The organism is Caballeronia sp. GAFFF1 (assembly GCF_023630705.1).
Lineage (GTDB): Bacteria > Pseudomonadota > Gammaproteobacteria > Burkholderiales > Burkholderiaceae > Caballeronia.
On the sequence record NZ_JALQEM010000042.1, the window covers coordinates 1 to 26,754 of the forward strand.

A 26,754-nucleotide genomic window follows, 5' to 3' on the forward strand; every position below is an offset into this window, starting at 1 on the left:
CGATGTGTGCCCGAAGGGACTCAACCCGACGAAGGCCATCGGCAAGATCAGGGAAATGCTGGTGCGGCGGGCGGTTTAAGACACGCATCGTTCTGGCTCGCGGCTCATCGCGGGCCGCGTCTGACTACCGCGAAGCTCAACGCGATCGATCCGGTCGCGGGTCTGTCCTCTACTTCGCTCTCGACCGCCCGATAACGCGGCGGTCGAGACGATGCCTTCAGCGTATCTTTCACCTCTGGCGTTTCAGCTTGTGTTTCGTTGCCGCGACGCGCAGCGCGACCACGCACGGTCGTGCGAGATGTCATGTCCGTTCCTTGAGTTCATTTCGAGCCCTCATTCAACGATTCCGCGTTCGATTTGTAAAATGAATGATTTTCCGCATCTGATAACGGAGTCGAATGGAACTGAGACTGTTGAAGACGTTTCTCGCGGTGGCGGAACTGCGCCATTTCAGCCGCGCGGCGGAGGCGTTGCACCTCAGCCAGCCCGCGCTCAGCAAGCAGATCGGCGCGCTGGAAGCGAGCCTCGGCGGCAAGCTGTTTGAACGCGGCAGGCATGGGGCGGAGCTGACGCTCTTCGGCGAAGCGTTTCTGCCGGACGCGCAGGCGCTGATGCGCGACGCCGACGATATCCTCGCCCGCGCGCGCGATGCCAGCAGCGGCAGAACCGGTCATTTGCGCATCGGCATTTGTCTTTCCGTGCTCACGCTCGTGCCGCGGCTCATTGCGGACTTTCGCCGGCAGCATCCCGGCGTGGCGATTACGCTCTCGGATCTTTCATCGTCGGAGCAGAGCCGTCGCATTCTCGCGGGCAAGCTCGATGCAGGCTTCATGCGTCTGCCGGCGGCGAGCGGACTGACATCGTTCAGAGTGATCGACGAAGGTCTCGCGCTCGCCATGCCCGCCGATAGCCGCTACAAGCGCCTTCCGCCGGACCTCGGCGTGCTCAATGACATCGGGTTTATCGCGTTGTCGCGCGCACGCGGTCCGGGCCTCGCGGCGCAGATCGACCGATGGTGCGGCGAGCGGCGTTTCGTGCCGCACGTCACGCAGCACGCGGAAGACGTGCAATCGGTGCTGACATCCGTTGCGGCGGGCGTGGGCGTCGCGTTTATCCCGTCGCGCGCGCAGCATTTGCTACGCGATGCAACCGTCGTGCCGCTGAACGGCAAACATGCGAAGTGGCGCGTGGGTTTGGCGTGGCCATCGGCGAAAGAAAACGCGGTCACGGCCCGCTTCGTGCGGCATGTACGCGAGGCGTTGAAGGACGCTGCGACATAATAAGCACGACGAACGTTATTTTCGAAGTTCGCCCGGTCCCTTGCCCGTCCAGCGTTTCAACGCACGACGGAAGTTCGCCGTGTCGCTGAAGCCGAGCAGCATGGCGACGTCGTCGGTATTCATCTTCGTCGTCTTCAGATACTCGAGCGCGAGGGAGCGGCGCACATCGTCGACGATCGCAAGAAACGACGTGCCTTCCGCTTGCAGACGCCGCCGCAGCGTGCGCGTCGTCATGTGCATCTGCTCGGCCGTGGCCTCCATGCCGGGAAAGACGCCGGGCGTACTCATCAGTATCTGATAGACCTCGCCCGCGACACCGCTCGATGTCTTCGCCTGACCGATGAGCCTGTCGCACGTTTCCTGCAAGAGCGACGCCGTGAGCTGATGCGCGAGCTGCGGCTTGCGATCGAGAATCGCGCTGTCGTAGATCAGCTCGCATTGCGCTTGCTCGAAGTAGCAAGGACAGCCGAGATATTCGGTGTAAATGTCCGCATGCGGGGGCGCGGCGTAGGAGAAGCATGCCTTCACCGGCGGACACAGCCCGCCCGCGACATCCTGCAGATGCGTGACGTGCTGCGTGTACTGCTGCTCGATGATGAACTCCCGCAACTCGCGCGACGGACTGGAGATGAACGCGTCGGGAAAAGTCCAGACCATGCGGTCCGGATACTCGGTCCATTCGATGGCAACCGTAGGCGTAGCGAGCCGATGATATTTCACGCCCAGCTTGAAGTAGTCCCGCAGCGAGAGACAGGACATGAGCGCATAGCCATACATGCCGTAAGCCGATAGATGCAGCTTCCTGCCGACCTTGAACGGCGTCGCGGGATCGCACGACAGCGAGATCGCGTTCCTGCACACGGTCGCGTACTGACCGATGGACGTGAGCACGGACGCATCCTGCAACGCCTCGACGCTCACGCCCGTGCCGCGCAGACTGTCGGCGGGCGCAATGCCCTGCTCCGCCAGCACCTCGACCAGCGCCGCGATCTTGTACGGCGCGTACATGCGTTCGTTCAGTGGGGGCCGGATCGTCGCCATGACTTGCTCGCTGGATTCGCTATGTCCTCGCAGGACTTTCGCCTGTCCGGAAATGACCTTTCGGGCCGGATGCTAACTCAATAACATCAGTGTCACAAGCCGCCGTTGCGCGAAGCGCGGCCGCATGAGTCAAGCGACGATTCAGGCATGGAGACGAGGACAGCATCATGAGCAATCCGGGCCGCAAGGTCATCATTTCGTGCGCCGTCACGGGCGCAACGCACGTTCCCTCGATGTCGGAGCATTTGCCGCTCACGCCCGACGATATCCGTACGCAGTCGATAGAAGCCGCCGAAGCGGGCGCCGCGATCATCCATCTGCATGCGCGCGATCCCATCGACGGACGCCCCACGCCGAGCCCCGACATCTTCAGGCAGTTCGTGCCCGCTATCGCCGGGGCGACGGATGCGGTCATCAACATCACGACGGGCGGCAGCACGCGCATGACGCTCGAAGAACGGCTCGCGTATCCGCTCGCAGCAGCCCCCGAAATGTGCTCGCTCAATATGGGCTCGATGAACTTCTCGATTCATCCGCTCGCGTCGAAGATCTCGACGTGGCGCTATGAATGGGAAAAGGGCTACGTGGAAGGCATGGAAGACATGATCTTTCGCAACACCTTCAAGGACATCAAGCACATCCTGCTCGAACTGGGCGGCAAGGGCACGCGCTTCGAATTCGAATGCTACGACCTCGGGCATCTCTACAATCTCGCGCATTTCGTGGATCAGGGGCTCGTCAAGCCGCCGTTCTTCATCCAGTCGGTGTTCGGCATTCTCGGCGGCATGGGCCCGGACCCGGAGAACATGACCGTGATGCGCGCCACCGCGGATCGCTTGTTCGGCCGCGAGAACTACTTGTTCTCGGTGCTCGGCGCGGGACGTCATCAAATGCCGCTCGTCACGATGAGCGCCATCCTCGGCGGCAATGTGCGCGTCGGGCTGGAAGACAGCATCTATCTCGCGAAGGGCGTGAAGGCCGAATCCAACGCGCAGCAGGTCAGGAAAATCCGCCGCATCCTCGAAGACTTGTCGTTCGAAATCGCGACGCCCGCCGACGCGCGTGCAATGCTCGGCCTCAAAGGACGCGATCACGTCACGCTCTGATCAACGCAGTTATCGATTCCACACGGCCTGCCTAAAGCAACACATAACAACGGCAGCCATTCTTTCAGGAGACAACATGAACACCGGCGCTCTCAACGACACGGTCGACGCGATCCATCGCGCCGCGACGCGCAAGGCGATGCTGCGGCTCATTCCGCTCATGTGCGCGATCTATTTCATGTCCTTTCTCGACCGCACGAATGTGGCGCTCGCGAAGGTGCAACTCGCCGCCGACGTGGGCATCAGCGCGGCCGCGTACGGCCTCGGCTCGGGCATCTTCTTCATCGGCTATGCGCTGCTCGAAGTGCCGAGCAATCTCGCGGCGCATCGCGTGGGGCCGCGCCGCTGGATCGCGCGGATTGCGGTGAGCTGGGGCATTCTTTCTACCGCAATGATGTTCGTGCAGGGCGAGTGGTCGTTCTATGTGCTGCGCGTGCTTCTGGGCATCGCGGAAGCGGGGCTCTTTCCCGCGCTCATGTACATGGTGACGCTGTGGTTCGCGCCCGCTGACCGGCCTATCGCGGTGGGCTGGATCTACACGGCGCCGGCGCTCGCGCTGGTGCTCGGCAATCCGATCGGCGGCGCGCTGATGCAGTTGGGCGGCATCGGCGGCCTGCATGGCTGGCAGTGGATGTTCATGATCGAAGGCATCCCGAGCGTGCTCGCGGGCGTGCTGCTGTACTTCAAGCTGCCGGAGCGTCCGCACAATGCGCGCTGGCTCTCGTCCGATGAAGCGCAAGCGCTCGAAGCGCGCGCGGTCATCGACACGCACGGGCACCCGGAGCTGACGTCGGCGGACTGGCTCGCCGCGCTCAAGCGGCCGACGACGGTGCTCATCGGCCTGATTTACTTCCTGAATCAGGTTGCCTTCGTGGGGCTGTACTTCTTCACGCCCGCGATGATTCATCAGATGCACGTGAACTCGCCGTTCATCGTCGGGCTGCTGTCGAGCAGCGTGGGCGTGGGCTTTCTGCTGGGCGTGCTGATCCTGCCGCGCATCCATCGTCGCTATGGCAACGACTGTGTGTATCTGGGCATACTCACGGCTGGGCTCGTCGCGGGCGCCTGTACGTTCGTGGCGACGGCCCATCCGGCGGCGCGCATGACATTGCTCGCGGTCACGGCGTTCTTCGGCGGCGGCGTCCTCCCTTCGTACTGGGCCATCGCGATGAAGCGGCTGCAAGGCATTCAGGCAGCGGCGGGCCTCGCGTTCATCAATACGATCGGGCTCATCGGCGGATTCGTCGGACCGTATCTGTTCGGCATGACGGAGACAGTCACGGGGCGCAGCGATTCCGGCTTCCTCGTGATCGTCGTGGCCTCGGTGCTCGGGCTCGCGCTCGTGCCGGTCTTCGCGCGAGCGATCCGGCGCGAAGCGGGCGCGGCGTCGGCAATGAGCAATGGCAAGGCGGCCATCCACTCCTGACTGACACGAGAACATATCAACGATGAGACTCCAGAACAAAGTAGCGATCATCACGGGCGCGGGACAGGGCATCGGCGCGGCCACGGCATTGAAGTTCGCGCGCGAAGGCGCGATCGTCGTCGCGTGCGATATCAACGACTCAGCCGCGAAGGACGTGATCGCGCAATGCCGCGAGGCAGGCGCCGAGGCTTCGGCCTTTCGCGTCGACATGTCCGACCGTGACAGCGTGGATGCAATGATCGCCGCCGTGCGCGAGCGGCACGGCCGAATCGACGTACTCGTGAACAACGCGGGCATCACGCGCGATGCGCGTCTGCAGAAGATGACCATCGAGCAGTTCGATGCGGTCATCGACGTGAATCTTCGCGCCGTGTTCCATGCCAGCCAGGCGGTGGTGGACGGCATGATCGCGCAAGGCTCGGGCGTGATTCTCAACGCGAGTTCGGTGGTCGGCATCTACGGCAACTTCGGGCAGACCAACTATGCGGCATCCAAGTTCGGCGTGATCGGCTTTACGAAGACCTGGAGCCGCGAGCTCGGGCCGAAGGGCATTCGCGTGAACGCGGTCGCGCCGGGTTTTGTCGAGACGCCGATTCTGTCGACCATCCCCGACGACGTGCTCGGCAAGATGCGCGCGCAAGTGCCGCTCGGACGGCTGGGGCGTCCTGAAGAAGTCGCCAACGTCTACGCCTTCCTCGCAAGCGACGAAGCGAGCTATATCAACGGCGCGGTCATCGAGGTATCCGGCGGCATGACGCTGTGATGCTTCCAGACGGCCGCGCGCTACCGCATGGTCCCACCTGAACATGAACACATTCGAACTTCTGAAACCGCAGCCGGGCTTGCGCGTCCTCATTACCGGCGCGGCGTCGGGCATCGGCGCGGGCATCGCGCAAGCCTTTCTGGAGACGCAGGCGCACGTTTTCATCTGCGATGTGGATGCCGCGGCGGTCGAACGCTTCACGGCCACGCACGCGTCGCTGCATGGCTGCGTGGCCGACGTGAGCGATCCCCAGCAGGTCGATAAGGTCATCGACGAAGCGCGCGCCGCGCTTGGCGGCCTCGACGTGCTCATCAACAACGCGGGCATCGCGGGTCCGACGGGGCCGGTAGAAGAGCTCGATCCCTCGCAATGGGAGCGCACCGTCACGACCAATCTCAACAGCCAGTTCTACTTCTTGCGCAAGGCGGTGCCGCTTCTCAAAGAGACGTCGGAGCGGGCGAGCATCGTCACGATGGCGTCGGTGGCGGGGCGGCTCGGCTATGCGTTTCGCACGCCGTATGCCGCGACGAAGTGGGCGCTGGTGGGACTCATGAAGTCGCTCGCCATCGAGCTCGGCCCGAGCAACATCCGCGTCAACGCGATATTGCCCGGCGTGGTCCAGGGCGAGCGAATGGATCGCGTGATCGCAGCGCGCGCGCAGTCGGTCGGCGTTCCGTTCGATGCCATGCGCGAGGAGTATCTGAAGAAGATATCGCTGCGCCGCATGGTGACGGTCGAAGACATTGCAGCGATGACGCTTTTTCTTGCGTCGCCGGCGGCGGGGAATATCACGGGGCAGGCTATTAGCGTGGACGGGAACGTGGAGTATTTGTGAGGTGGGGTGTTGTTGCTTTAGCGCGTTTTCTGCGGGATGCACCGTTCATCGCAGTGGATAGCGTCAGCGCGATGGCGGTCGCTAAACGCCGCCGCGCCGACCAGAAAACCGGTGCCTATCGCAATGACGAATTGGCACACACTTCGAATAGTAACCACGTTAACCTAGCGATTCCGCCTCCCAGTCACGTCAAGACGGCCAGAGGGAGGGCGGCCTTAGTAGCGCTCGAGACGTATCGTTAGGAGTCGATAGGTTTTTGGGCGGGCGAACTGATCGACTCGACGTTGATCGGAAGTTAGAGGCAAATTCTTAGTGCGTCGACTGGTAGGAAGTATGCCAGCGCCTAACGCTACGGCACTCAGTGGTTATGACTAAAGTTCTCTTTATCCCGGTTTGTCTTGCATTAGGGCAGGTCAGAGCACGGCGAAGCCAACGCGTTCCACCAGAGGGCCGCAAAATTAACATCGCGACATTGGGACAGCAGCGGCCATGAGCAAAGCAGTTATTCGCGACTCTATATCGCTCCGTTCGTAGACCGCCGAACGCGAGCGCAAATTATACGCGGCGGCGGATCAGTAAAAACCCTTTAGGCTACGCGTTGCTCGTTAGGCGGACGTTAGAATCGTGCTGCGTTTCCCGGCGTCTAGGATACGTTCGTTCGCTTCATCTCGCCAAGAGAGATCAGCATGAAAGCGCGCTATTACTTTTTCGTCGTCGGCGAATTTCTATGTTTAGTCGACCGCAATCTTGCCGGCGATCGCAGCGTGGCCAACGATATAGCGCGAATTATCGACGAAGACCTTGCGCCTATCATCGTGCGGCCGTTCCGCCTGTTCTATCGAGATAGCTGCGGGCGATGGGATGAAGCTAAGCTCGCGTACGAAAACGGCTTTGCCCGCTTCGACGGCTTTGCACCGGTCGAGCCGAAGATCGCTTCGACGTTCGACACGTTGACCCCCGCATTCTTCGGCAACGCCTCAGACGACGATCTTCTTGCGATGGGATACGAGCGCCCCTTCAAGATCCTCAACGATGGACGAATTGCAGCGATACAGGTCATCAATACGTGGATGGTCGCGATTGCCGCCGACGTTCACGCATACGGCCATCGGGACGCGTACTACTATCGCAATCGCGATGACGCGCGACGCGCGCTCGAAGCATGGAACGGCCAAGGCGAGCCTGCGGGCTGGCTGCGTCATCCGCAAAGCGGCCGGCGCCGTGAGGACGGCGACCCGGCGCGCGAACACTTCCAACCTTGATCGATTGGAGACCAGCATGTGCTACGGAGACCCGGATCAACTATCTAGAGGACCTTTAGGAAGCTCGTCCACTAGAACCCGACGCGCATGGATTTACGGCCGCTGATGACTTTGGTGTTTCTGTTCCTACTGTGACAGCAGGAATATATCGAAGGCGTTAGATCACCAAGTCCCGACGCGTACGCTCCGCCCGGGCTGAGCCGCGTGCTAATAGGAACCGTCAGCCGGAGGCTTTCTGGGACCCCGACAACTGCATTCGGGCCCAAAGGCATCGCAGGCCTTAGTAATGCATTGTTGATATGGGCCCGTGCTCCGACGACGCTCGGCGTGAAGCAGTTCGGAACGTTGAACGACGCCGCTGGGTTCAGCAGATTATTGCTCTCATTTGCGTAGTCAGCCGCTGTCTGGGCGACGCTCTATTCAAGCAGGCAGCCAGCCTGCAGCAACCAGTCCTAAGCAGCACCGTCGAGTTCTTCCACGTCTTCTCCGTGCAATAGCCTCGATTTGATGCGTGGCGGCATCACGCGAGCCGGTAGAAACTGATGGTCGCGCGTCAACGTAGCCGCGCCGCGAGCTGTCGTATTCGAGGCCCTGCGTGAGCATGAAACTTCTTGATGCCAACGCACAGGTAGTTCAGTCCGGGTTCGTCCTCGGGCGTCCGCAGGAACCGGTTCTTCGGACATTCACCCCAGCAAAGCGCAAGATACCTGCAATCGCGGCAATAGCGCGGTAGCGCTTTCGCTTTCGAATAGCCGAACGCTTGCTGCCGAGCAGAAAAGGCCAGTTCGCCAATATGCACATCGACGATATTTCCTAGTTCATACTCCGGATAGACATAGTGGTCACAGGAGTACACGCTGCCGGTATGCTCAATCGCGATTGCCTTCCCACAGAATTCTGCCGTAACGCATAGTTGAGCCGACAATCCCATCGATTGAACGACAGCTGTCTCAAACAGATTGACGAGAACCTTTCCTACATCCTTTTGGTACCATTCATCGAAGGTACGAGAGAGAAAGTAGCCCCAGTCGGCGGGGTCCACTGACCAATCGGTGACGACAGAGTCGGGATTCCCTGGACGAGCGGCATCCGATCCGATGATTGGCATACTATTCAGCGGCCAATGCTGTGGTGCTACTTCACGAAAATCCTTCGCTTCGACGCACGGGATGAACTGCATATAAGTCGATCCCACAACATCACGCGGGAACCTGTAGACATCGATCGGCCGTGTCGCGTTGTGTCTGTTGACCACGGTCAGAGTGTTGAACGGAATACCGTGCTTCTTCAGCAATTCAACGCCACTCATGACATCATCGAACGTCGGTGCGCCCTTTCGATTGACGCGATGGATATTATGGAGGTCGCGCGGGCCATCAATGCTTACCCCGACGAGGAAGCGATGCTCTTTGAGGAATTGGCACCAGTCGTCGTTGAGCAAGGTCCCGTTCGTCTGGAGATCGTTCTCGATACGTCGGCCTTCCGGCTTGTATCGATCCTGCAACGCCACAATGTCCTTGAAGAACTGCAAGCCGAGCATTGTCGGTTCACCGCCCTGCCAGGAAAAGACCACCTCGTCGCCGTTTTGCGCCTCAATATATTGTTTGATGTATCGCTCCAGCATCGAGAGCTCCATACGTCTCCCTCGTTGCTGATGGAGCAGGTGCTCCTTGTGCAAGTAATAACAATAAGTGCAGTCTATGTTGCAAGTTGACCCTATGGGTTTCGCCATCGCATGGAATCGCCCCTTCCGATCGGGCGGAGACGGTTCTTTCGAAGCTCTTGCGCCCGACTTGACGAACTGAACGGGGACCGCATTCATATACTCGCGCATCGTTGTTTTCTCGTGTCGTATCCGTGGTGCGTGCCCCGATTTGCATTCTCACAGACTCGGTGATCCGAGTTTGCTAATCGGCGGCAGCGGAGCCGCGTTGTAGCGATTGAAGCCGCTGCCTCAACGCTTCCAGCCGCTGATACTGAGATAGGCGGATGGGCCCGGTGTACGAGAGGCTTTGCGCTTCGCGCGGCGGAAATTTCTCGTAGCTCTCCAGTACTTGCTTCATTACGGCGTCAAAAACCGGCATAGTCCAGCTCTTCTCGGTCCAGTTGGTCATGAAAATATCGTAGTGCTCACCGGGATCCGACTGCAGATCATACAGACGCGGCACCGTCGCGACGTACCGTTCCGGTCCGCGCCAACCTGTGTGGCTCTCGTCCGAGAACGGCGGGTAATCGCCGCGCAGATTGAAAACGGCCTTGAACTTGCCTACGCGGATTGCACCCGGAGCGAGCTCGTCCTCCGTTTGGTATATCCAGAAGTTCCGCTTTGACTTGCCGGTCCCGAAGAGGACCGGTGATAGATCGTAACTATCAAAGGTCGTAGGCTTCCCTTCACGGTCTTTCGTGGGCAAACTCGTTCCGGCCACGGCAGCGAAAGTGGCTATTAGATCCAGGCCGCCGCATATGTCCCATGACGTTCCCCCCGGGGAAATGTGTCCTGGCCACCAAGCGATGGCCGGCACTCGACTACCTCCTTCCATGTCGGTGCCTTTCGTCCCACGGAACGGCGTCCATCCCGAATCTGGATAGACGTCCTGCCATGCGCCGTTGTCGACCGTATAGAACACTAGCGTGTTATTGGCGATTCCTGCTTGACGAATCGTGTCAAGGATGCGGCCGACACGAGTATCCAGTTCGACAACTGAGTCGCCATATTTTGTCTTAACCTGCGATTTGCCCGCGAACTCCGGCGCGGGAAGAGTGGGCTGGTGGTTTTTGGTGAAATTGATGCTCATGAAAAAAGGCGTGCGATCGCCTGCATGTGCATTGATATAGGTTCTGGACGCTGTCTCGATGCCGTCGTCGAGAGTCGGTATGTCAGCGACGCCTATTTTTCTCACCTCTTTATACGGCTGTCCCGCGACACCCTCGAGTTCGCCAATCAAAACGGGCTTGGGGATGGAAGGTGGCCAATCAGGGTTTGACTGAGGATCGCCGTACGTGTAGGCATTAAGGTGATAAAGAAGGACGTCCTTCATCTGATCGTAACCGTGCGCCGTCGGCATAGCGTAGCCCGCTTCGCCGAGATGCCACTTACCCACGAAGAAGGTTGAATACCCAGCGCTTTTGAGCACGTCTGCGACCGTGACCTCGCCCTTCGGCAAGCCTCCGCCCTGTCCGGGTGCCGCGACGGTCGTCATGCCGCTGCGGTTGGGAAGGCGACCAGTCTGCATTGCCGCGCGTCCCGGCGTGCAACTGGGCTGCCCATAAAAGTCCCAGAATTGCATTCCCTCGCGTGCCATCCGATCCAAATTCGGTGTCGGCGCACCCCGTCCTTCTCCGCCGCCATAGACGCCCAAGTCACCCCACCCAGTGTCGTCCGACACCAGCAAGATTATGTTCGGTTTCTGTCCAGGCGTCTGAGCGAGAACTGGAGTTGCTGCGGTGCAAGCCGTCGCAACTGCCGATACGAGCGCGAGGGTTCGGTGTTTCACCATTGACCAACTGCTCATGCTCGACCTCCGAAGGGGTGAACCCGGCGCCACTTGGTTTCTAATCGGCGTGAAGGCAGGCTATCGCGGTGCATTGAGTGTAGTAAACGGCTCATTGAATGCCAAAGCTCGATTTGTTATCGGAACGCCGGTCGTAACGCCAACGCTTTGCAGCAGACCGCTTTGCAGCAGACGACGATGCTAAGCAAGCGTCGCTTGCGGTCGCTTGCGGACAATACGGTTCGATTTTGAGTCATGGCAGCTCGCGAAGGCCCCCCCTTTTTTGAGGGGGATTGTCCTGTGCCCCCCACGCCTATGCTTCGTGCTGCGGGCGTCTCGTCGAGACCCCGGCAGCGGACGATCGAGGCAGTGCGTACATGAGACACGTCTGGTTTGACCGACACTCATTGCACTGATTGATGTCGACGTTAGCGCCGGACGTGCGCAGCGCCAAGCGCTAGCACCCTATCGAGCAACCAAACTTGAACCGTGAGGAGGGTTAATGGCAACGTGGCTCAAACGTGGCGCGGAAGTGGAAGTCCTGAAAGCAGCGGCACGGGAAGTTCGCGAGACGGTCGAGACGACCCTCGCCGATATTGAAGCGCGCGGCGACGCGGCGGTGCGCGAACTGTCGGTGCGCTTCGACAAGCTGGATCGCGAAGACTATCGTCTGTCGAAGGGGGAGATCGATCAGTGTCTCTCGCAGTTGTCGGCGCGCGACATTGCCGACATTGAGTTCGCGCAGAAGCAGGTGAAAAACTTCGCGCGCCAACAGCGGGAATCGATTCGCGACATTGAAGTCGAGACGCTGCCCGGAGTCGTGCTCGGCCACAAGAATTTACCGGTGAACGCGGCGGGTTGCTATGTGCCGGGCGGAAAGTATCCGCTGCTCGCTTCGGCGCACATGTCCGTCATCACCGCAAAGGTGGCCGGTGTGCCGCGCGTCGTGACGTGCGCGCCGCCGTTTCATGGCAAGCCCGCTGCCGCTATCGTCGCGGCCCAGCACATGGCGGGCGCGGACGAAATTTACTGCCTCGGCGGCATTCAGGCAATCGGCGCGATGGCGCTCGGCACGGAGAGCATCTCGCCCGTCGACATGCTGGTCGGACCCGGCAACGCATTCGTGGCCGAAGCGAAGCGGCAGCTCTTCGGCCGCGTAGGTATCGACCTCTTCGCGGGTCCGACCGAGACGCTCGTGATTGCCGATGAAACCGTCGACGGCGAAATGTGCGCGACCGACCTGCTCGGCCAGGCGGAGCACGGAGCCGACTCGCCCGCCATTCTGCTCACGAACTCGGAAAAGCTCGCACGCGAGACTATGGCGGAAGTCGAACGTCTGCTGAGAATTCTTCCGACCGCGGACATCGCAAGCAAGTCGTGGGAGAAGTACGGCGAAGTCATCGTCGCGCAAAGCGAAGAAGAGATGGTGCGCATTGCCGACGAAATCGCCTTCGAGCACGTTCAGGTGATGACGCGCGACCCAGATTATTTCCTCGCCAACATGACGAACTACGGCGCGCTGTTCCTAGGTCCGCGCACCAACGTCTCGTTCGGCGACAAGGTGATCGGCACGAACCACACGCTCCCCACGCGCAAAGCCGCGCGCTATACGGGCGGGCTGTGGGTCGGCAAGTTTCTGAAGACGTGCACGTATCAGCGCGTCCTCACCGACGAAGCGTCCGCCATGATCGGCGAATACTGCTCGCGTCTGTGCGCGCTGGAAGGCTTCGCGGGGCACGGCGAGCAGGCCAACCTGCGCGTGCGCCGCTACGGGCACAAGCACGTGCCGTACGCGGGCATCGCGGTCTGATCTCAGAGGAAAGCACCCGGCGCACGCTTCTTGATGCGTGCCATCTGGCGAGGAGGAAAGAAGAATGAAATCGTTTGGACCGATCGCGCGGGCGGCTTCGGCTGCGCGCGTATTGCTCGCCGCCTGCATGGCGCTCGGAAGCGGCGCGCAGGCGCGGGCGGCAACGGATACACATCCCAACATCGTGGTGATCATGACCGACGACGTGGGCTGGGGCGACCTCGGCAGCTACGGCGGCGGCGTCATGCGCGGCGCGCCGACGCCGAACCTCGACCGCATGGCGGCCGAAGGCGAGCGCTTCCTGAACTACTACGGGCAGGCGAGCTGCACGGCGGGGCGCGCCTCGTTCATCACGGGACGGCTGCCGATCCGCACGTCGCTTTCGTCGGTGCTCGTGCCGGGCGACCCGAACGGTCTCACGAAACGGACGCCAACCATCGCGGAATTCCTGAAGAAGGTCGGCTACACGACGGTGCAGCTCGGCAAGTGGCACCTCGGCGACAAGCCGCAGAACTATCCGACGGCAAACGGCTTCGACGAGATGTACAACGAGCTCGCGTACTATGCCGGGGTGTATGCGTACGAGAATCGCGAGCTGCATCCGAACTGGCCCGCGCAAGACGCCGACTTCCAGAAGGCGTGGAGCAGCGTGAACGTGTCGATGCTGGAGCAAAAGGCCGGCCAGCCGGTTCGCGTGGTGAAGCCGAGATTCACCTACGACGACCTCGCGACCGCCGACGACGACATGCGCGCCACGGCCGTGAATTGGATTACGGCGCACGCGAAGGACGATCATCCGTTCTTCATGTATCTCAACTTCCTGAAGCTGCATAATCCGAACAACCCGTCGCCGCGCTGGAAAGGCAAGTCGCCGGGCGGCGGCAAATATCTCGATTCGCTGATGGAGATGGACGACAACAGCGGCCAGATTCTTCAGGCCATCCGCGATGCGGGTATCGCCGATAACACGCTCGTGGTCTGGACGACAGACAACGGCGCGTGGGTGGACGCATGGCCCGACGCCGGGTACACGCCGTTTCGCGGCGAAAAGGGCACGCCGTTCGAAGGCGGCTTCCGCGTGCCGGCCATCGCGTGGTGGCCGGGGCACATTAAGCCGGGTTCAGTGAACACCGACATGTTCTCGCACATGGACTGGTGGCCGACTTTCGCGGCGCTAACGGGCGAACAGCCGCCGGCCCACGAGTCGAAGGACAACGAGGGCAAGCCGATCATCTTCGACGGCGTAGATTTGAGCGACTCGCTTCTCGGCAAGGGACCGGGCAAAAGGACGAGCTTCATCTACTTCTCCGGCCAGACGTTCGGCGGCGTGCGCGTGAAGAACTTCAAGGCGCTCTACACTGCGCAGGATACGTGGCTCGGCCCGCAACGCCCGCTGAAAGCGCCGGCCATCTATGACCTTCAGTGGGACCCGCGCGAGCAGTTCGACATGGCATTCAACGGCGCAATGCCCACGGGCGGCAACCAGACCTCGCCGGGCCGGTACAGCGGGCAGGACAATGGCTGGATCGGGCTGTTCTTCGTGCCGGTCATGACGCGGTTCTTCAGCGAACTAAAGACGCATCCGAACGTGCCGTATGTCCCGGCTGGTGAAGGCCGTTACCTCGCCATTCCCGACGAGTTCAAGTAATAGCGGCGGCGCGTGGCACGCACCGGCCGTATCGCAGGCCACTTCGTTAAACAATCAACGATTCCATGAGCAAACCAACTTTGCACGAGCGAGGGGCATATCGTCACTTTCTGACGATCCCTACCCGTTGGATGGACAACGATGTGTATGGCCATGTTAATAACGTGGTGTATTACAGCTACTTCGACACGGTGGTGAACGAGTACCTTTTGCGCCAGGGCGTGCTCGACTTCGGCACGAGCGATGTGATCGGTCTCGTGGTGGAAACGCAGTGCAACTACATTGAATCTCTCGCGTTTCCGGATGGCGTCGAGGCAGGCTTGCGTGTGTCGAAAGTCGGCACGTCGAGCGTGCGCTACGAGATCGGGCTCTTTAGGGAAGGCAGCGTTTCACCCGCGGCGCAAGGGCATTTTGTGCACGTATATGTGGATCGAAAGGGTCGGCGTCCGAAGGCCCTATCGGAGGGCATGCGAGCGGCGCTAGCGCCGCTCGAACCGATACCCGCGTGACGCGGCAGGCCGCAAAGCAGAAGATGCCGTCTTTACTTACTGTAGGGATCCGCCACGGCACTTCATGTTGAACTCCCATTGCGCCGGCGTGCATTCACCGACTGATGGAACAATACACAAACTATGCGAGTTTGTTGACAATCTCCCTGCTAGGTCGAGTGACCGACACTTGCCGGAGCCGGCATTCCGCGGACCCCGATGTCGCAGCGAGCCACCAGCATGGAGAGGCAACACCGCACAGCCTGCCCGTGTAAATATGACGGCCACCAGTGTCTCGTGCGCAAGATCGGCGACCGTACCAAGTTGATCTCACGTCAAGGCGACCCCATGCACGAGTCGTTTTCGCACGTCGTCCAGGTCGCCAGCGCAGCGCCGGCCCGACCTCGTGTTGGACGCGGACATAACCCTTGACGATGGCACCGGGCAGCTTCGTTTGTACGCCGGCAACTGCGCGCGGAAACCAAGGTCAGCTGCCGGCGGCACTACGCCCCGACCGCCAGTAAGAACTAATCGGTACGGCGTCAATGTGAAACAGACGATGTAAATGGCGAACGAAGCCATCAGTCTCGGCGACGTGGCACAGCACGCAACGCAGCTTGAAGTCGCATGCTCGCGATGCGGGCGGCGTGACCGGCCTCGCATCGGAGATTGCGGGCTGCCCGACACGTAGCTGCTGCTCGAACGAGCGGTGCGATGTGCTCTATCCCGGGCCTCATCCGCATCGTGGGCGGCGACCATACGCCTAGGCAGCCCCGAATACCCCCAGTTACCGCGTAAGCACACAGTGTTCAATACGAGAGCCCGCTGAATTGCGATCAGCGTGCTCGAACACGCGCTGTCGCTCAACGCTGACCAGAGCCCTCTTCCTAAGTATCGAACCGCCCGCCGAACCGACTCCCATGTAATGGTCATATTCAGCCCGGCGCAGTGCTCGAAATCGACGAAAAAAGTCGTCGTTGGGCAGACCGTTGTCTAGGGCCATCGTGCAGCCGTAGTCTAGTTCCTTGCAGTCCGCAATCGTTTGTGCCGCATCGAAAAGCATGCCATATCTGTAAGAAAGGTTCTCCCCGCGAATAAAGAACTCATGCAGCCGCGGATACGGAACCAGACGGCGGCATTCCGCAGCGCGAAGAAGAACATTAGCGAGTTTCAACGTTCGGTCTGAAGCGCACATAGCAGTGCCCTCCCGTTAATTCAGGCGGAAAACGAACTTCGCGATAGATCACGATGACGGGCCGCAAAAAAACCGTTGCTAACGGGAAACGATGACGTTCGGCGCTCGGCGAAGGGTCCGCTACGACCGAACGGCCATTGAACATTAGCAAACATTTAGCAAGGTTCAAGCGAGAAAAAACTATCGCTAAACGGTCAGCCATACGTTTGTCAATCCCAGCTGAAGCGGGAATCTTGAGCGTTTGCACTGCTGAAGTCGTGTGCTTTCGGGTCTCGTCTTGACAATATTCAGTTCGGCGGTGATGACCGCTGTGAACAGAACCAACCCTTAGGGATTCAGTATGGACAAAATCCGAATCGGCGCTCGCTTCACGCTCGTCACTAAACGCGAACACGATGAATATGGTCGTGTGTGGTGGAAAGTGCTGTGCGAAGTGACCGCAGTCTTTTCGCATCGCTTCGATTATCAAACGATCGATCTGCTTGAACTCAGCCACGACGCGCTTCGCGATGACGCACCGATCAGCGGTGGCGTCGCGCTCAGCGCGGCGGCGATACGCGTGATGCGTATCGAGTGGCAAGAAAGCTGAATTGGAGCGCAGCATGAAGCGAGTAACGATCACCGATATGCGTGGCAAGTATCCGAAGTTCGATCAGATCGTCGAAGACGACGCAAACCCTTACATGCTGATCGACGCGCACGTTGCTGCGAACGGCGGCAAGCCCTACAAGGTCGGCCAATCGTCGTCAACGTACTACGGCCGCTTTTGGGTCGAGCAGACACCGATCAACACATTGCACTAACGCATATGACAGGCACAGCAAAAATCGTCACCGAACTGCGCGCCGAGCTTGCAGAGATGAAGCGCGACGGCATCGACGTGCCGGCCAAAGCCGGTTGGTACATCAGCGCGAATTGGCAGGAACTCGAAGTGATGCGTCAAACGATGACGCTCGCGGAGGTCGCGGATTACGTCTGCGAATCCGCGCGAAGACTCTAGAGTATTTGCACTGCGGTTCAGCATGTACGAACACAAGTAATCACAGCAATATGAAGTTGTCGGCGATGACCGACGTAACCGAATAAGGCGAGGTGTCAGATGGGCTGGAGTTTTAGCAAGTCGTTCAAGGTCGCGCCCGGTGTGCGCGTCAATCTGAGCAAGGACGGCACGAGTATGTCGGTCGGCGCAAAGGGCGTCACGTACAACACGCGTAGCGGTCGCACGACCTATAGCGTTCTGGGTACGGGCTGGCGTTGCACGACGAGCGGCAAACGGTCGAGCGCGCCGGCAGCCAATAGCAGCGCGCCGTCGCTTCGCGCAGTCGTCGTCCTATCGGTTCTGTTTGAGGTTCATCTGATCGCTGCAATAGGCCATGATCGCGCGTTCGATCGGCACGATCGAGACCGAGCTTGTCGTGCATGTGTGCCTCGCTTTCGCGCGGTTCTGACAGATAATGCGCCGGTGGCCGAACTGTGGCCGCCCATCATCGCGGCGGCTGCGCGAGAGCTGGTTCTGCCCCGACATCGCCGAACCGCATCGCATGCACTTCGCGATGCCAACGCCGCTAACGACACCGACGATTCTGCTAGTCCAGTTCGCGACGCGCCCACGCTGTTTGCGCAACTGTTGCAGTTCTTCAAACTCAGCCTCAGTCATTAGCGGCGGATAGTAGCCGGGCAGAATGTAGGTTGCTTCTTCGTAGTACGAGGATGCTCTGACAGTGATTTCTTTTTCGCCAATCAGCGCGCGGTTTCCCATGATTTCATAGATTCGCCGGACGTTGGCCAGACCGCTGATGACGCTACCCTTTCTGGTCGTCCTGACGTTGCCGTGTTCGTCCAACTTCGGCGGCGGCAACGGAATACCCGCTTCGTGCAGCAGCGCGAAGCATCGACGCAGGGAAGCGCCCGCGCGAAAAAAGTCGATGATCGCCAGGATCGGTGTGGCGAACTCGGGTACGACTTCGAATTCGTTGGTTAGCGCGTTGTACTTGAGCCAGCCGGGGTCTTTGCCGACAGCGGCGCGTTTGCGGCTGATTCCTTCACTCCAAGCTCGCGCGTTTCGGTGCGCTGCGTCAAGGATACGGTCTTTTTTGCGCTCGCTTTCTTCATTCGCTCGAAGTTGACCGCCAAGCATCATGAATAGCAGGTGCGGTTGTTTCTTGATCGCGTCGGCGTTGAGCCGTTGGTTCTCTGAAGCGATTACGACTTCAATACCCGCGATCAGAATGCCAGAGAGTTGATGCGATGCGATAAGCGGTTCGGCGCGTGAGATGCGGTCGAGCGATTCGACGATTAAAACGGAACCGGGTGGCACCATACCGGTTTCGATCGCTTTGAGGAAGAGGCCGAAGTTGCCCTTCTCAATGTGCTTTTGGTGAAACGCGGATAAACCTTCGTCTTTCAGCGTAAGCGTAGTATCGAGTTGCATGCCATGATCGGCAGCCCATTTGACAGCGTAGTCAAGCTGTCGCGCGATACTCGCGCCGGCCGCCTGCTTCGCGTTACTGAAGCGCAGATAGCTATAGACGCGCGCGCCGACGCTGTTCCGCGCCGCCGCCGCTCTGTGTGTTCTCACCATGTTGAGACCTCGCGTTTGTTGAAGAACGCGTTCTGTAGTCTAGTCTATGAACGGTGCGAAATGCGACGGCGACGAGACCATAACTGGCGGGCGGGTCATAGCGTGTCTATCTCAGTGCTTCGATGGCGGGCGAAAAATCGCAGTACAAGGCGACACCGCTACCTGTGGGAAATGCAAAGGCGTCTTTCCTATTGCTGCCTCCGGCTATCGCGCGACCGATCATGGCAGGCCGATGATTCTTGACGGTGACAAGGTATATTGTTCGTGCGGAGCGAATCACGTGACAACAAGCGGGAAGCCGCGTGTGTGGTATGGACACGAATCAAACGCTCTGCTGTCGTCCTCGGTCAGCCAGGATGAATGGTCGCCTTCATCGGACGGCTCGAGAGCCTACGACGAGCAGTTCGTCCTCTGCGACGCTCGGAGCGGCGAGCCGCTTGCAGGTTGGCGCTATCGCATTCTTAGCGGGTCGGGGCGAGTAATTGAAGGAACGACAGACGCGCTCGGCAGAACCCAACGGATCGCGGGCTCTGGTCCCGAAACGCTTCGGCTGCATGTAGAAGGTGCGTGATCATGGCGAACCAGGACTATTTCGAAGTAGCAAGCGCAACGACAAACACGGTAGAGAAATCATCGGCCACGGTCTTCATCGATTCGACGCCTATTTGTCCCAATATGACAGACCGCGAGTTCCGTGAACTCGCCGCCAAGCTGCTGAAAGCTTCGCAAGACCTGGTCGAGCGACGGCTGGCTGATTTGAGGCGCTACGACGCGAAGACCAAAGAGAGAATGACTTATTGGTTTGGAACTAGCGATGAGCCTAGTCGCCGCTATCTGATAGCCGGGTTTGAGAAAGTCAGTCGGGTCCTGGGCGATCTGAGACCGACTAATCTTATTCGTTCACTATCCGATGAGGACCGTTCGCTCGGTTGCGCGCCCAACTTGAAGAATCTGGATGGCGAAGCGGCGCACGTGTGCAAGCCCAACATCAACACTCGAAGAATTGCAATCGCCATCCAATTCTGCACTACGCTCTCCAACTTCAAAATGTTCGCCGATTCTCGCGTCTCGACGCTGATCCACGAGGTAACGCATTTCCTCGATACGTTCGACAGTACCGATGAGATGTATTCGATATCGACGCCATTGGCCCTTTGGGGGCAACGTAACTCTGTATTGGCATTAAGAAACGCTGATTCTCTCGCGGGGTTCGTCGTCTATGATGAAAGCATTGGTTAATTGGACAATCATTGTCGGACTGACGATTTCGCCTTGCAGCGAAGCGGCTTGCAACGGGTCGTTGAATATGCCTGCCCAGCATCTTATTGTCCATTTCGGCAAGGGAAGCTCAGAGCCGTCGGTTGAGGAGAAAGCCCGCCTGAACGCTTGGGCTGTGGACATGAACGCGCGATTTCCGCTGCATCAGTGGTTAATGGTCGACGGCGCTGCGACGCCCGATGAAGACACACCCCAAGCGCTGGCGTCCCGGCGTGCCGTGAACACGGCTAAAGCAGCGTTGGACGCGGGTTTGATCCGAGCGCCAATTGAAGTAAAGAGCGAAGTCGGATCTTTCGGAAGCCCGTCGACCTATCTCCCAGAGGAAAATTCGGCTACTTTGCAGCTAAGTCCCGGCTGCCCGGACAATTGCTGTCAGCGGTCTGGCGACTGAAAAGAGTGGAGCATGCGAGAGCCGCTAATGAGATTCTGGGCGGCTCGCGCATCATCTGCGCTCACTCCCGCTTCTCCCCACCCCCCAGCAAGCTCTTTATCTTCTCCTCCGTCTGCGCGTACTGCCCTTCTCCGAAGTGGGTGTACACGAGCTTGCCGTTCTGATCGATCAGATACAGCGCGGGCCAGTACTGATTGCCGTACGCGCGCCACGTCGCGAACTGGTTGTCCTGCGCGACCGGATAGGTAATGCCGTTGCTCGCAATCGCTTTCTTGAGATTGCCCGTATCGCGTTCGAATGCGAATTCCGGCGAATGCACGCCGATTACCACGAGCCCTTTGTCGCGATAACGCGCGTTCCACTCTTTGATATACGGCAGGGTGTGCGCGCAGTTGATGCAGTCGAAGGTCCAGAAGTCGACGAGCACCACCTTTCCCCGCAACTGCTTCAACTGCAGCGGCGCGCTGTTGAACCAGTTGTCGATGCCCGCGAACTCGGGCGCTGGTTCTCCGTTGGCGATAGCCGCGGACCCAAGCGCCGAAGCGCCATTCGACGCGAACACCGCAAAGCCCGCCGCCGCAGCGATGCCGAGCGCGACTGCCGCAATTCTCAGACGACCGAACATGGTGACTCTCCTCGATGGTTGATGTCAGCCCGTATTGCAGCGCGCCGATGTATCCGCACTGTGTCCCGCGTTGAAGCGAATCGCGTCGTCATGTATCGCCGCGCGCCGCAGATACCTTGCGATACATAACGCCAGGATCGGGACATTCGCGCGATACATGGCCGCCGTGAAATAGCGCTCATCGCTCATTCCATGGAGGGCAGTCTCATGTTGCTGATCATCGTGGCTTTTCTGGGCGGCGCGTTCACCGTGCTCAGTCCCTGCATTCTGCCGGTCGTGCCGCTCATCTTCGCACGCACCGACCGGCCGTTTCTCACCGATCGCCTGCCGCTCCTCGCCGGCCTCGCCGGCATGTTCACGCTCGTCACCGGCCTGGGCGCGGCGGGCCTCGCGGGCGCGGCGCAGTTGAGCGAGTACGGCCGCTGGCTCGCGCTCGGGCTTTTCGCGCTGTTCGGCGCGTCGCTGCTCTTTCCCGCCATCGCCGCGCGGCTCGCGTTGCCGCTCTCCGCACTGGCGGATCGCTTCATCGCGCGGTCTCAGGCGCAAAGCGCAACGCGCCGCATGCTTCCCGCGATGCTGCTCGGCGCGGCCACCGGGCTGCTCTGGGCGCCGTGCGCCGGTCCGATACTCGGCGCGATTCTCTCCGGCGCGGCGCTAAACGGCGCGAGCTGGCACACCGGCGCGGCGCTCGCGGCCTATGCGACAGGCGCGGCGGCCGCGCTCGCGGTGGCGTCGTCGCTCGGCAAGCGCGCGCTCGACGGCCTCAAGCGATCGTTCGGCATCGGCGAGCATGTGCGCCGGGCGATGGGCGCGCTCGTGCTGCTGACCGTCGCCGCCATCGCTTCGGGCGTCGACACGCGCGTGCTCGCGCTCGTTAAGGGCGTCTCGACCGATGGCATCGAAAGCCGGCTCGTCGCGCTCTTGTCCGCGCGCACGCCGTCGCGCGGCGACGCGCAAAAGCCGCGCATCGTGCGCGTGGCGATGTCGTCCTCGGACGCATCGGCGAGCCTGCCGGTACAAGGCGCGCTGCCCGCGCTCGACGGCGCGACGCAGTGGCTCAACTCGCCGCCGCTTTCGCGGGATGCATTGCGCGGAAAGGTCGTCGTCGTCAACTTCTGGACATACTCGTGCATCAACTGCCTGCGCACGCTGCCGTATGTGCGGACGTGGTCGCAAGCATACGGCGACAAGGGACTCGTCGTGCTCGGCGTGCACACGCCGGAATTCGGCTTCGAGCACGACACCGGCAACGTTCAGCGCGCGCTGCGGGATCTGCGCGTGTCGTATCCGGTCGCCGTCGATAACGACTACCGCATCTGGCAAGCGTTCGGCAATCGCTATTGGCCGGCGTTCTATATCGTCGATCAGGAAGGGCGTATTCGCTATCACCACTTCGGCGAGGGCGGCTACCAGGAGGCCGAGCATGTGATCCGCCAATTGCTCGGCGATGCTGCGCGGACGCCGGACGCGAGCGCGCGCCCGGCGGTCGTCGCGAGCGGGACGCAAGTGGCCGCCGATCCGGCGCACGAGGCGTCGAGCGAAACGTATGTCGGCTATCGAGAGGCGGAAGGACAGGCGCCCGGCCAGCAAGTCGTGCGCGATGCCGCCGCCGACTACGCGCTGCCGCCACGTCTCGCGCTGAACGAATGGGCGCTCGGCGGGCAGTGGAATATCGGCGCGGAGGCGGCCGTGCCGGTCGCGTCGCATGCGCGCATCGCGTATCGCTTTCATGCGCGCGATCTTCATCTCGTGCTCGCGCCCGCCGCGGACGGCAAGCCGGTGCGCTTTCGCGTGACCGTGGATGGCGCGGCCCCGGGCGCGTCGCACGGCGCGGACGTCGATGCGAACGGCAACGGCGTCGTCGATGCCGCGCGCCTCTATCAACTCGTGCGCCAGAGCGGGACCGTCGATGACCGCACGTTCCAGATCGAGTTTCTCGACGGCGGGGCGCGAGCCTATGCGTTCACGTTCGGCTGATGTTTGTATCGCTGTGTATCCGGCGCGGCGCATGACACATGCGCTTGCACCGGGGAGTGCGGGCGGAAACAAGCCAGATACGTTCGCGCGTTTCAATACGTCTCAAGCAAGGCCGATTCGCTTCCGGTCTTGCAGCCAACCTCTCGACCTTCGGAGAACACTATGAAAGCCATGCAACTGATTGCTGCCGCCGCGCTTGCCGTCGCGCCCATCGTTACCTTTGCGCAAAGCGGGAACGACATCACGCGCGCGCAAGTGCGCGCCGAACTCGTGCAACTGGAGCAGGCCGGCTACAACCCGGCAAGCGATCATTCGCAGTATCCGAAGAACATAGAGGCCGCGCTTGCACGCCTGCATTCGGGCGATGCCGCATATGGCGGCGCAGCGGCCGGCGCGTCGCAAACGGGCGCACGACAGGGTGAGGTCATCGGGCTGGCCTGGTTGTACGCGCGTCCGTGACGCACATGGCGTTTGTATCGCGCGGATGGGGTTGCGCGGTGGGAACGCCGATCCTTCACGCGATACGACACCAGCCGCGCTTTCGAACCGCCGCCTTCGTGCGGATCAAACCCAAGGTGCCGTTGACAGCCCGCGCGAATTGCCGCGCGATTGCAAGCGCCGGCGTGTCGCTCGTGTCCCGATTGCCCGAGCTTTCCGCCAGCATCGCATCGCGAAAGCAGGTCGTGCAGCATGCAACGCATAACCGCCGTTGAGAGAATTAGCGGCGCTTACAAACCGCCGCCTTCGCGCAATTGCAGGTCAACGTCGCGTCGATAGCCCGCAAGATCGCAAGCACTCGCCGCCGTGCTCAAACTTCCCGTGACCCTCGCATCGTACGAAACAAGTCGTGCAGCACGCACCGTAAAACCACCACTCACAACACCAGCCGCGCTTCCAAACCGCCGCCTTCGCGCGTATGCAACGTCAACGTGGCGTCCATCGCCCGCGCGAGTTGCCGCGCGATAGCGAGTCCCAGTCCCGTGCCGCCCGTATCGCGATTGCGCGAGCTTTCCAGCCGCACGAAAGGCTCGAACACCGCTTCGAGCGACGCTTCCGGAATGCCCGGTCCGCGATCCATCACCGAGATGCGCGCGCGGCCATCAGCGAGCGGCTTCATCTCGATCTCCGCCGCGCCCGAAAACTTCAGCGCATTGTCGACGAGATTGCCGACGATGCGCCGCAACGCCTGCGGACGCGTCACCATCGCATGGCCGATGCGGCCTTCGAGCGACACGCTCTTTCTCGCGTCGCGGTAGTCGTCGACGATGCTTTCGATGAGCGCGTCCGGATCAATACGCACGGGCGCTTCCTGCGTGCCGTGCAGCGTCCGCGCGTACGTCACGCCCTCCTTCACGAGCGTTTCCATCTCCTGCAAGTCCTGCCGCAGCTTCGCGCCGGTGGCGCTGTCGTCCATCACGTCCACGCGCAGGCGCATGCGCGTGATCGGCGTTTGCAGATCGTGCGTGATGGCCGCGAGTATCTGCATGCGCTGCGCCATGTACATCGCGACGCGGTCTTGCATCGCGTTGAACGCCTTCGCCGCGCGCAGCACTTCGTCCGGGCCTTCTTCGGGCAGGCGCTGTCCCTTGAGATCGGGACCGAGCGTATCGGCCGCGTGCGCGAGTTGCGCGAGCGGGCGCGTGGCGAGGCGCACCGCGAGCCAGCAGCACGCCACCACCACCGCCAGTTGCAACGCGAGCACGAAAGGCAGCCAGCTCGACAGCGGCGTGCCCTGCATCGGGCGCATGTCGATGGTGAGCGGCGAGCCGTCGGAGAGGCGCAAGTGGATCTGAAACCGTTCGTCGTGGCCGGGCACGGCGTTCGCCGTCAGCGGATAACGCTTGCCGATGCCCTCTGCGATCGACTGCGCGAATCGCTCGGACAACGCGGCGTCCGGCGGCGCGCCGCTCACGCCCGGACCGAGAATGAAATCGTACGTGCGCCGCGCGAGCCGCGGCAGCCAGGCGGCGCGCTCGCCGGGCGGCAGGTGATCGAGCAAGGCGACCGAACTCGCCACTTCGCGCTCGACGTAGCCCGTCATCACGTTCGTCATGCTCCGGTCGCGCTCGGTCATGGTGAGCCAGAACGCGGCCGCCTGCGCCACCGCGAGCCCGATCAGCAAGATGACCGCGAGCCGCGCGAAGAGCGTGCGCGGCAAGCGCAGCCAGGCGGCCGCTGCGCGCGGCGCGTCCTCCGATACCCCGATGCGCGCGCTCATGGCGTACCGCCGAGCGGCGTCACCGCGGCGGAGAACACATAGCCCTCGCTGCGCAGCGTCTTGATGTAGCGCGGCTCGCGCGCTTCGTCCTTCAGGCGCTGACGCAGGCGGCTCACGAGCAGGTCGATGGAGCGGTCGAACGGATCAGCCTGACGGCCCTGCGTCAGATTGAGCAACTGATCGCGCGTGAGCACGCGCTGCGGATGATCCAGAAAGACGCGCAGCAAGCGATATTCGGCGCCGGAGAGCGCGACCATCGTGCCATCGGCATCGAGCAGATGGCGCGCGGTCGTGTCGAGCCGCCAGTCGCCGAAAGCCAGCACGGGCGCCGTCTCCGTCACCTGCATGCCGGGCGGCAGCATGCGCGTGCGGCGCAGGACGGATCGCATCCGCGCGAGCAGTTCGCGCACGGCGAACGGTTTCGGCAGATAGTCGTCCGCGCCCATTTCGAGCCCGAGAATGCGATCGGCTTCCTCGTTGCGCGCGGTCAGCATGAGCACCGGAACGGAGCGGAACTTGCCCGCGCGCAATTCGCGGCATAGCACGAGTCCGTCTTCGCCCGGCAGCATCAGATCGAGCACGATCAGATCCGGCGCGCCCTGTTCGAGCACGGCGCGCATCTGCCGGCCGTTGGCGGCAAGCGACACGCGCATGCCGTTCTTCTCCAGATACGTCGCGAGCAGTTCGCGGATGCCGCGGTCGTCGTCGACGATCAGCACGTGGTCGGTGGTTTCCATCGATCGCTCATGGCTTCTTGCGCTTGAATTGCACCCGGGCGGGCGTGAGCAACAGGCACTGCACCGGGTGCGCGAGTTCGGCCGCCAGTCCGCCCGCGAGGAAGGCGACGATTGCCAGCATGCGTTTCACGGATGACTCCAGCGTTGACGATGCAAGCTTTATAGCCCAGAACGCGCGCGGTTTGGACACGCGGGCCGCGCGTTTTGTATCGCAGTGTATCCGCGGCTTTGCACGATACATAGCGTTGCACGCGTCGCTCATGCGTCGATGAAGCAGCAAAGCGCGCGGCGCCGCGTTTGTATCGCCGTGTATCTGGAAGCGGCCCGATACAGAGCGATTCGAACACGGCGCTTCCATGAAACATGGCGGATACACGGGCGCGTTTCAATGGCGTCACGGCAGCAGACGGTGCAGACGACGCAAGTGAGCGCGGGCCGGCACCTGAAGAGCGTCGTCACTTTCAACCTCAAGGAGCTCAATCATGAGAACTTCGATCATCGCTTTGTTCGTCGCCGCCAGCGCTTTTGCGGGAGCCGCGCAAGCCGCAGTCAACGATACCGCGCCCGCGTCGCAGGATACGCAGTCGTCGGCGGTGCATCGC

At 61.2% G+C, this 26,754-nt stretch carries 25 protein-coding genes and 2 pseudogenes; 18 read left to right on the forward strand and 9 right to left on the reverse strand.

Annotated elements, in window-relative coordinates:
• Positions 1-79: pseudogene (sdhB, locus tag NCR37_RS27585) on the forward strand (succinate dehydrogenase iron-sulfur subunit); the annotation flags it as partial.
• 319 nt (positions 80-398) lie between these two features.
• A complete protein-coding gene (locus NCR37_RS27590) occupies positions 399-1,280 on the forward strand; it encodes a LysR family transcriptional regulator (protein WP_250475994.1) in 882 nt (293 codons plus the stop codon).
• Between the two features lie 15 nt (positions 1,281-1,295).
• On the opposite strand, the gene NCR37_RS27595 is transcribed toward NCR37_RS27590, so the two are convergent.
• Complete coding sequence (locus NCR37_RS27595) at positions 1,296-2,321, reverse strand: AraC family transcriptional regulator (RefSeq protein ID WP_250475995.1); 1,026 nt, start codon at positions 2,319-2,321, stop codon at positions 1,296-1,298.
• Positions 2,322-2,488: 167 nt separating this feature from the next.
• Here NCR37_RS27595 and kce point away from each other — a divergent pair, with 167 nt between their 5' ends.
• From kce to NCR37_RS27620, 5 genes are all read left to right on the forward strand, one after another.
• Entirely contained in the window at positions 2,489-3,427 is a 939-nt protein-coding gene (kce, locus tag NCR37_RS27600; RefSeq protein ID WP_250475996.1) for a 3,5-dioxohexanoate:acetyl-CoA acetone transferase, read from the forward strand.
• A 76-nt stretch (positions 3,428-3,503) separates the two neighbouring features.
• Complete coding sequence (locus NCR37_RS27605; protein WP_250475997.1) at positions 3,504-4,853, forward strand: MFS transporter; 1,350 nt, start codon at positions 3,504-3,506, stop codon at positions 4,851-4,853.
• A 22-nt stretch (positions 4,854-4,875) separates the two neighbouring features.
• A complete protein-coding gene (gene fabG / locus NCR37_RS27610) occupies positions 4,876-5,616 on the forward strand; it encodes a 3-oxoacyl-[acyl-carrier-protein] reductase (RefSeq protein ID WP_250475998.1) in 741 nt (246 codons plus the stop codon).
• Between the two features lie 43 nt (positions 5,617-5,659).
• Positions 5,660-6,451 carry an SDR family oxidoreductase gene (locus NCR37_RS27615; RefSeq protein WP_250475999.1) on the forward strand — a complete coding sequence of 264 codons (792 nt, stop codon included), beginning with the start codon at positions 5,660-5,662 and terminating at the stop codon, positions 6,449-6,451.
• Positions 6,452-7,137: 686 nt separating this feature from the next.
• Entirely contained in the window at positions 7,138-7,713 is a 576-nt protein-coding gene (locus tag NCR37_RS27620) for a hypothetical protein (protein ID WP_250476000.1), read from the forward strand.
• A gap of 553 nt (positions 7,714-8,266) precedes the next feature.
• On the opposite strand, the gene NCR37_RS27625 is transcribed toward NCR37_RS27620, so the two are convergent.
• Together NCR37_RS27625 and NCR37_RS27630 are read right to left on the reverse strand one after the other, a co-directional pair.
• Positions 8,267-9,547 carry an anaerobic sulfatase maturase gene (locus tag NCR37_RS27625; protein WP_250476001.1) on the reverse strand — a complete coding sequence of 427 codons (1,281 nt, stop codon included), beginning with the start codon at positions 9,545-9,547 and terminating at the stop codon, positions 8,267-8,269.
• Between the two features lie 73 nt (positions 9,548-9,620).
• Positions 9,621-11,225, reverse strand: a complete 1,605-nt coding sequence (locus NCR37_RS27630; protein WP_350029103.1) for an arylsulfatase — start codon at positions 11,223-11,225, stop codon at positions 9,621-9,623.
• A 481-nt stretch (positions 11,226-11,706) separates the two neighbouring features.
• On the opposite strand from NCR37_RS27630, the gene hisD reads away from it, so the two are divergent.
• The 3 genes from hisD to NCR37_RS27645 all read left to right on the forward strand — a co-directional run bounded on the left by hisD (position 11,707) and on the right by NCR37_RS27645 (position 15,171).
• The gene (hisD, locus tag NCR37_RS27635; RefSeq protein WP_250476002.1) at positions 11,707-13,014 is read left to right on the forward strand and encodes a histidinol dehydrogenase; all 1,308 of its coding nucleotides are present in this window, start codon (positions 11,707-11,709) and stop codon (positions 13,012-13,014) included.
• 64 nt (positions 13,015-13,078) lie between these two features.
• Positions 13,079-14,662 (forward strand): arylsulfatase, encoded by a 1,584-nt coding sequence (locus NCR37_RS27640; protein ID WP_250476003.1) that lies wholly within the window; start codon positions 13,079-13,081, stop codon positions 14,660-14,662.
• A 65-nt stretch (positions 14,663-14,727) separates the two neighbouring features.
• On the forward strand, positions 14,728-15,171 hold the full coding sequence (locus NCR37_RS27645; RefSeq protein WP_250476004.1) for an acyl-CoA thioesterase: 444 nt from the start codon (positions 14,728-14,730) through the stop codon (positions 15,169-15,171).
• Between the two features lie 1,139 nt (positions 15,172-16,310).
• Here the strand turns inward: NCR37_RS27645 and NCR37_RS27650 are convergent.
• Positions 16,311-16,949, reverse strand: a complete 639-nt coding sequence (locus NCR37_RS27650) for a hypothetical protein (RefSeq protein WP_250476005.1) — start codon at positions 16,947-16,949, stop codon at positions 16,311-16,313.
• Between NCR37_RS27650 and NCR37_RS27655 the strand changes: the two genes are divergently transcribed.
• The 3 genes and pseudogenes from NCR37_RS27655 to NCR37_RS27665 all read left to right on the forward strand — a co-directional run.
• The gene (locus NCR37_RS27655; protein ID WP_250476006.1) at positions 16,948-17,148 is read left to right on the forward strand and encodes a hypothetical protein; all 201 of its coding nucleotides are present in this window, start codon (positions 16,948-16,950) and stop codon (positions 17,146-17,148) included. The two genes, NCR37_RS27650 and NCR37_RS27655, sit on opposite strands and share 2 nt — an antisense overlap.
• 5 nt (positions 17,149-17,153) lie before the next feature.
• Complete coding sequence (locus tag NCR37_RS27660) at positions 17,154-17,345, forward strand: hypothetical protein (protein ID WP_250476007.1); 192 nt, start codon at positions 17,154-17,156, stop codon at positions 17,343-17,345.
• Between the two features lie 99 nt (positions 17,346-17,444).
• Positions 17,445-17,582: pseudogene (locus tag NCR37_RS27665) on the forward strand (DUF4236 domain-containing protein); the annotation flags it as partial.
• 93 nt (positions 17,583-17,675) lie between these two features.
• Here the strand turns inward: NCR37_RS27665 and NCR37_RS27670 are convergent.
• A complete protein-coding gene (locus tag NCR37_RS27670; RefSeq protein WP_250476008.1) occupies positions 17,676-18,926 on the reverse strand; it encodes a recombinase family protein in 1,251 nt (416 codons plus the stop codon).
• 46 nt (positions 18,927-18,972) lie between these two features.
• Here NCR37_RS27670 and NCR37_RS27675 point away from each other — a divergent pair, with 46 nt between their 5' ends.
• From NCR37_RS27675 to NCR37_RS27685, 3 genes are read left to right on the forward strand one after another with little or no spacing between them, the layout of a single operon-like run.
• Positions 18,973-19,497, forward strand: coding sequence for a PAAR domain-containing protein (locus NCR37_RS27675; protein WP_250476009.1), 525 nt, complete (start codon positions 18,973-18,975; stop codon positions 19,495-19,497).
• Between the two features lie 2 nt (positions 19,498-19,499).
• Positions 19,500-20,165 (forward strand): M35 family metalloendopeptidase, encoded by a 666-nt coding sequence (locus tag NCR37_RS27680; protein ID WP_250476010.1) that lies wholly within the window; start codon positions 19,500-19,502, stop codon positions 20,163-20,165.
• Positions 20,146-20,595, forward strand: coding sequence for a hypothetical protein (locus NCR37_RS27685; RefSeq protein ID WP_250476011.1), 450 nt, complete (start codon positions 20,146-20,148; stop codon positions 20,593-20,595). Before NCR37_RS27680 ends, NCR37_RS27685 begins: the two co-directional genes overlap by 20 nt.
• A 61-nt stretch (positions 20,596-20,656) precedes the next feature.
• Here the strand turns inward: NCR37_RS27685 and NCR37_RS27690 are convergent, their stop codons facing one another.
• A complete protein-coding gene (locus tag NCR37_RS27690; RefSeq protein WP_250476012.1) occupies positions 20,657-21,220 on the reverse strand; it encodes a thioredoxin family protein in 564 nt (187 codons plus the stop codon).
• Between the two features lie 207 nt (positions 21,221-21,427).
• Here NCR37_RS27690 and NCR37_RS27695 point away from each other — a divergent pair, with 207 nt between their 5' ends.
• Complete coding sequence (locus tag NCR37_RS27695; protein WP_250476013.1) at positions 21,428-23,197, forward strand: cytochrome c biogenesis protein DipZ; 1,770 nt, start codon at positions 21,428-21,430, stop codon at positions 23,195-23,197.
• 162 nt (positions 23,198-23,359) lie between these two features.
• Positions 23,360-23,656: a DUF4148 domain-containing protein gene (locus NCR37_RS27700; protein WP_250476014.1), complete on the forward strand. Its 297-nt coding sequence runs from the start codon at positions 23,360-23,362 to the stop codon at positions 23,654-23,656.
• Between the two features lie 415 nt (positions 23,657-24,071).
• Here the strand turns inward: NCR37_RS27700 and NCR37_RS27705 are convergent, their stop codons facing one another.
• Genes NCR37_RS27705 through NCR37_RS28465 form a run of 3 tightly spaced genes read right to left on the reverse strand, consistent with a single transcriptional unit; the run spans position 24,072 to position 26,282 of the window.
• A complete protein-coding gene (locus NCR37_RS27705) occupies positions 24,072-25,415 on the reverse strand; it encodes a sensor histidine kinase (RefSeq protein ID WP_250476015.1) in 1,344 nt (447 codons plus the stop codon).
• Positions 25,412-26,152, reverse strand: a complete 741-nt coding sequence (locus NCR37_RS27710) for a response regulator (RefSeq protein ID WP_250476016.1) — start codon at positions 26,150-26,152, stop codon at positions 25,412-25,414. Before NCR37_RS27710 ends, NCR37_RS27705 begins: the two co-directional genes overlap by 4 nt.
• Before the next feature lie 7 nt (positions 26,153-26,159).
• Positions 26,160-26,282: a hypothetical protein gene (locus tag NCR37_RS28465; protein ID WP_255775099.1), complete on the reverse strand. Its 123-nt coding sequence runs from the start codon at positions 26,280-26,282 to the stop codon at positions 26,160-26,162.
• Positions 26,283-26,754: the final 472 nt, after the last annotated feature.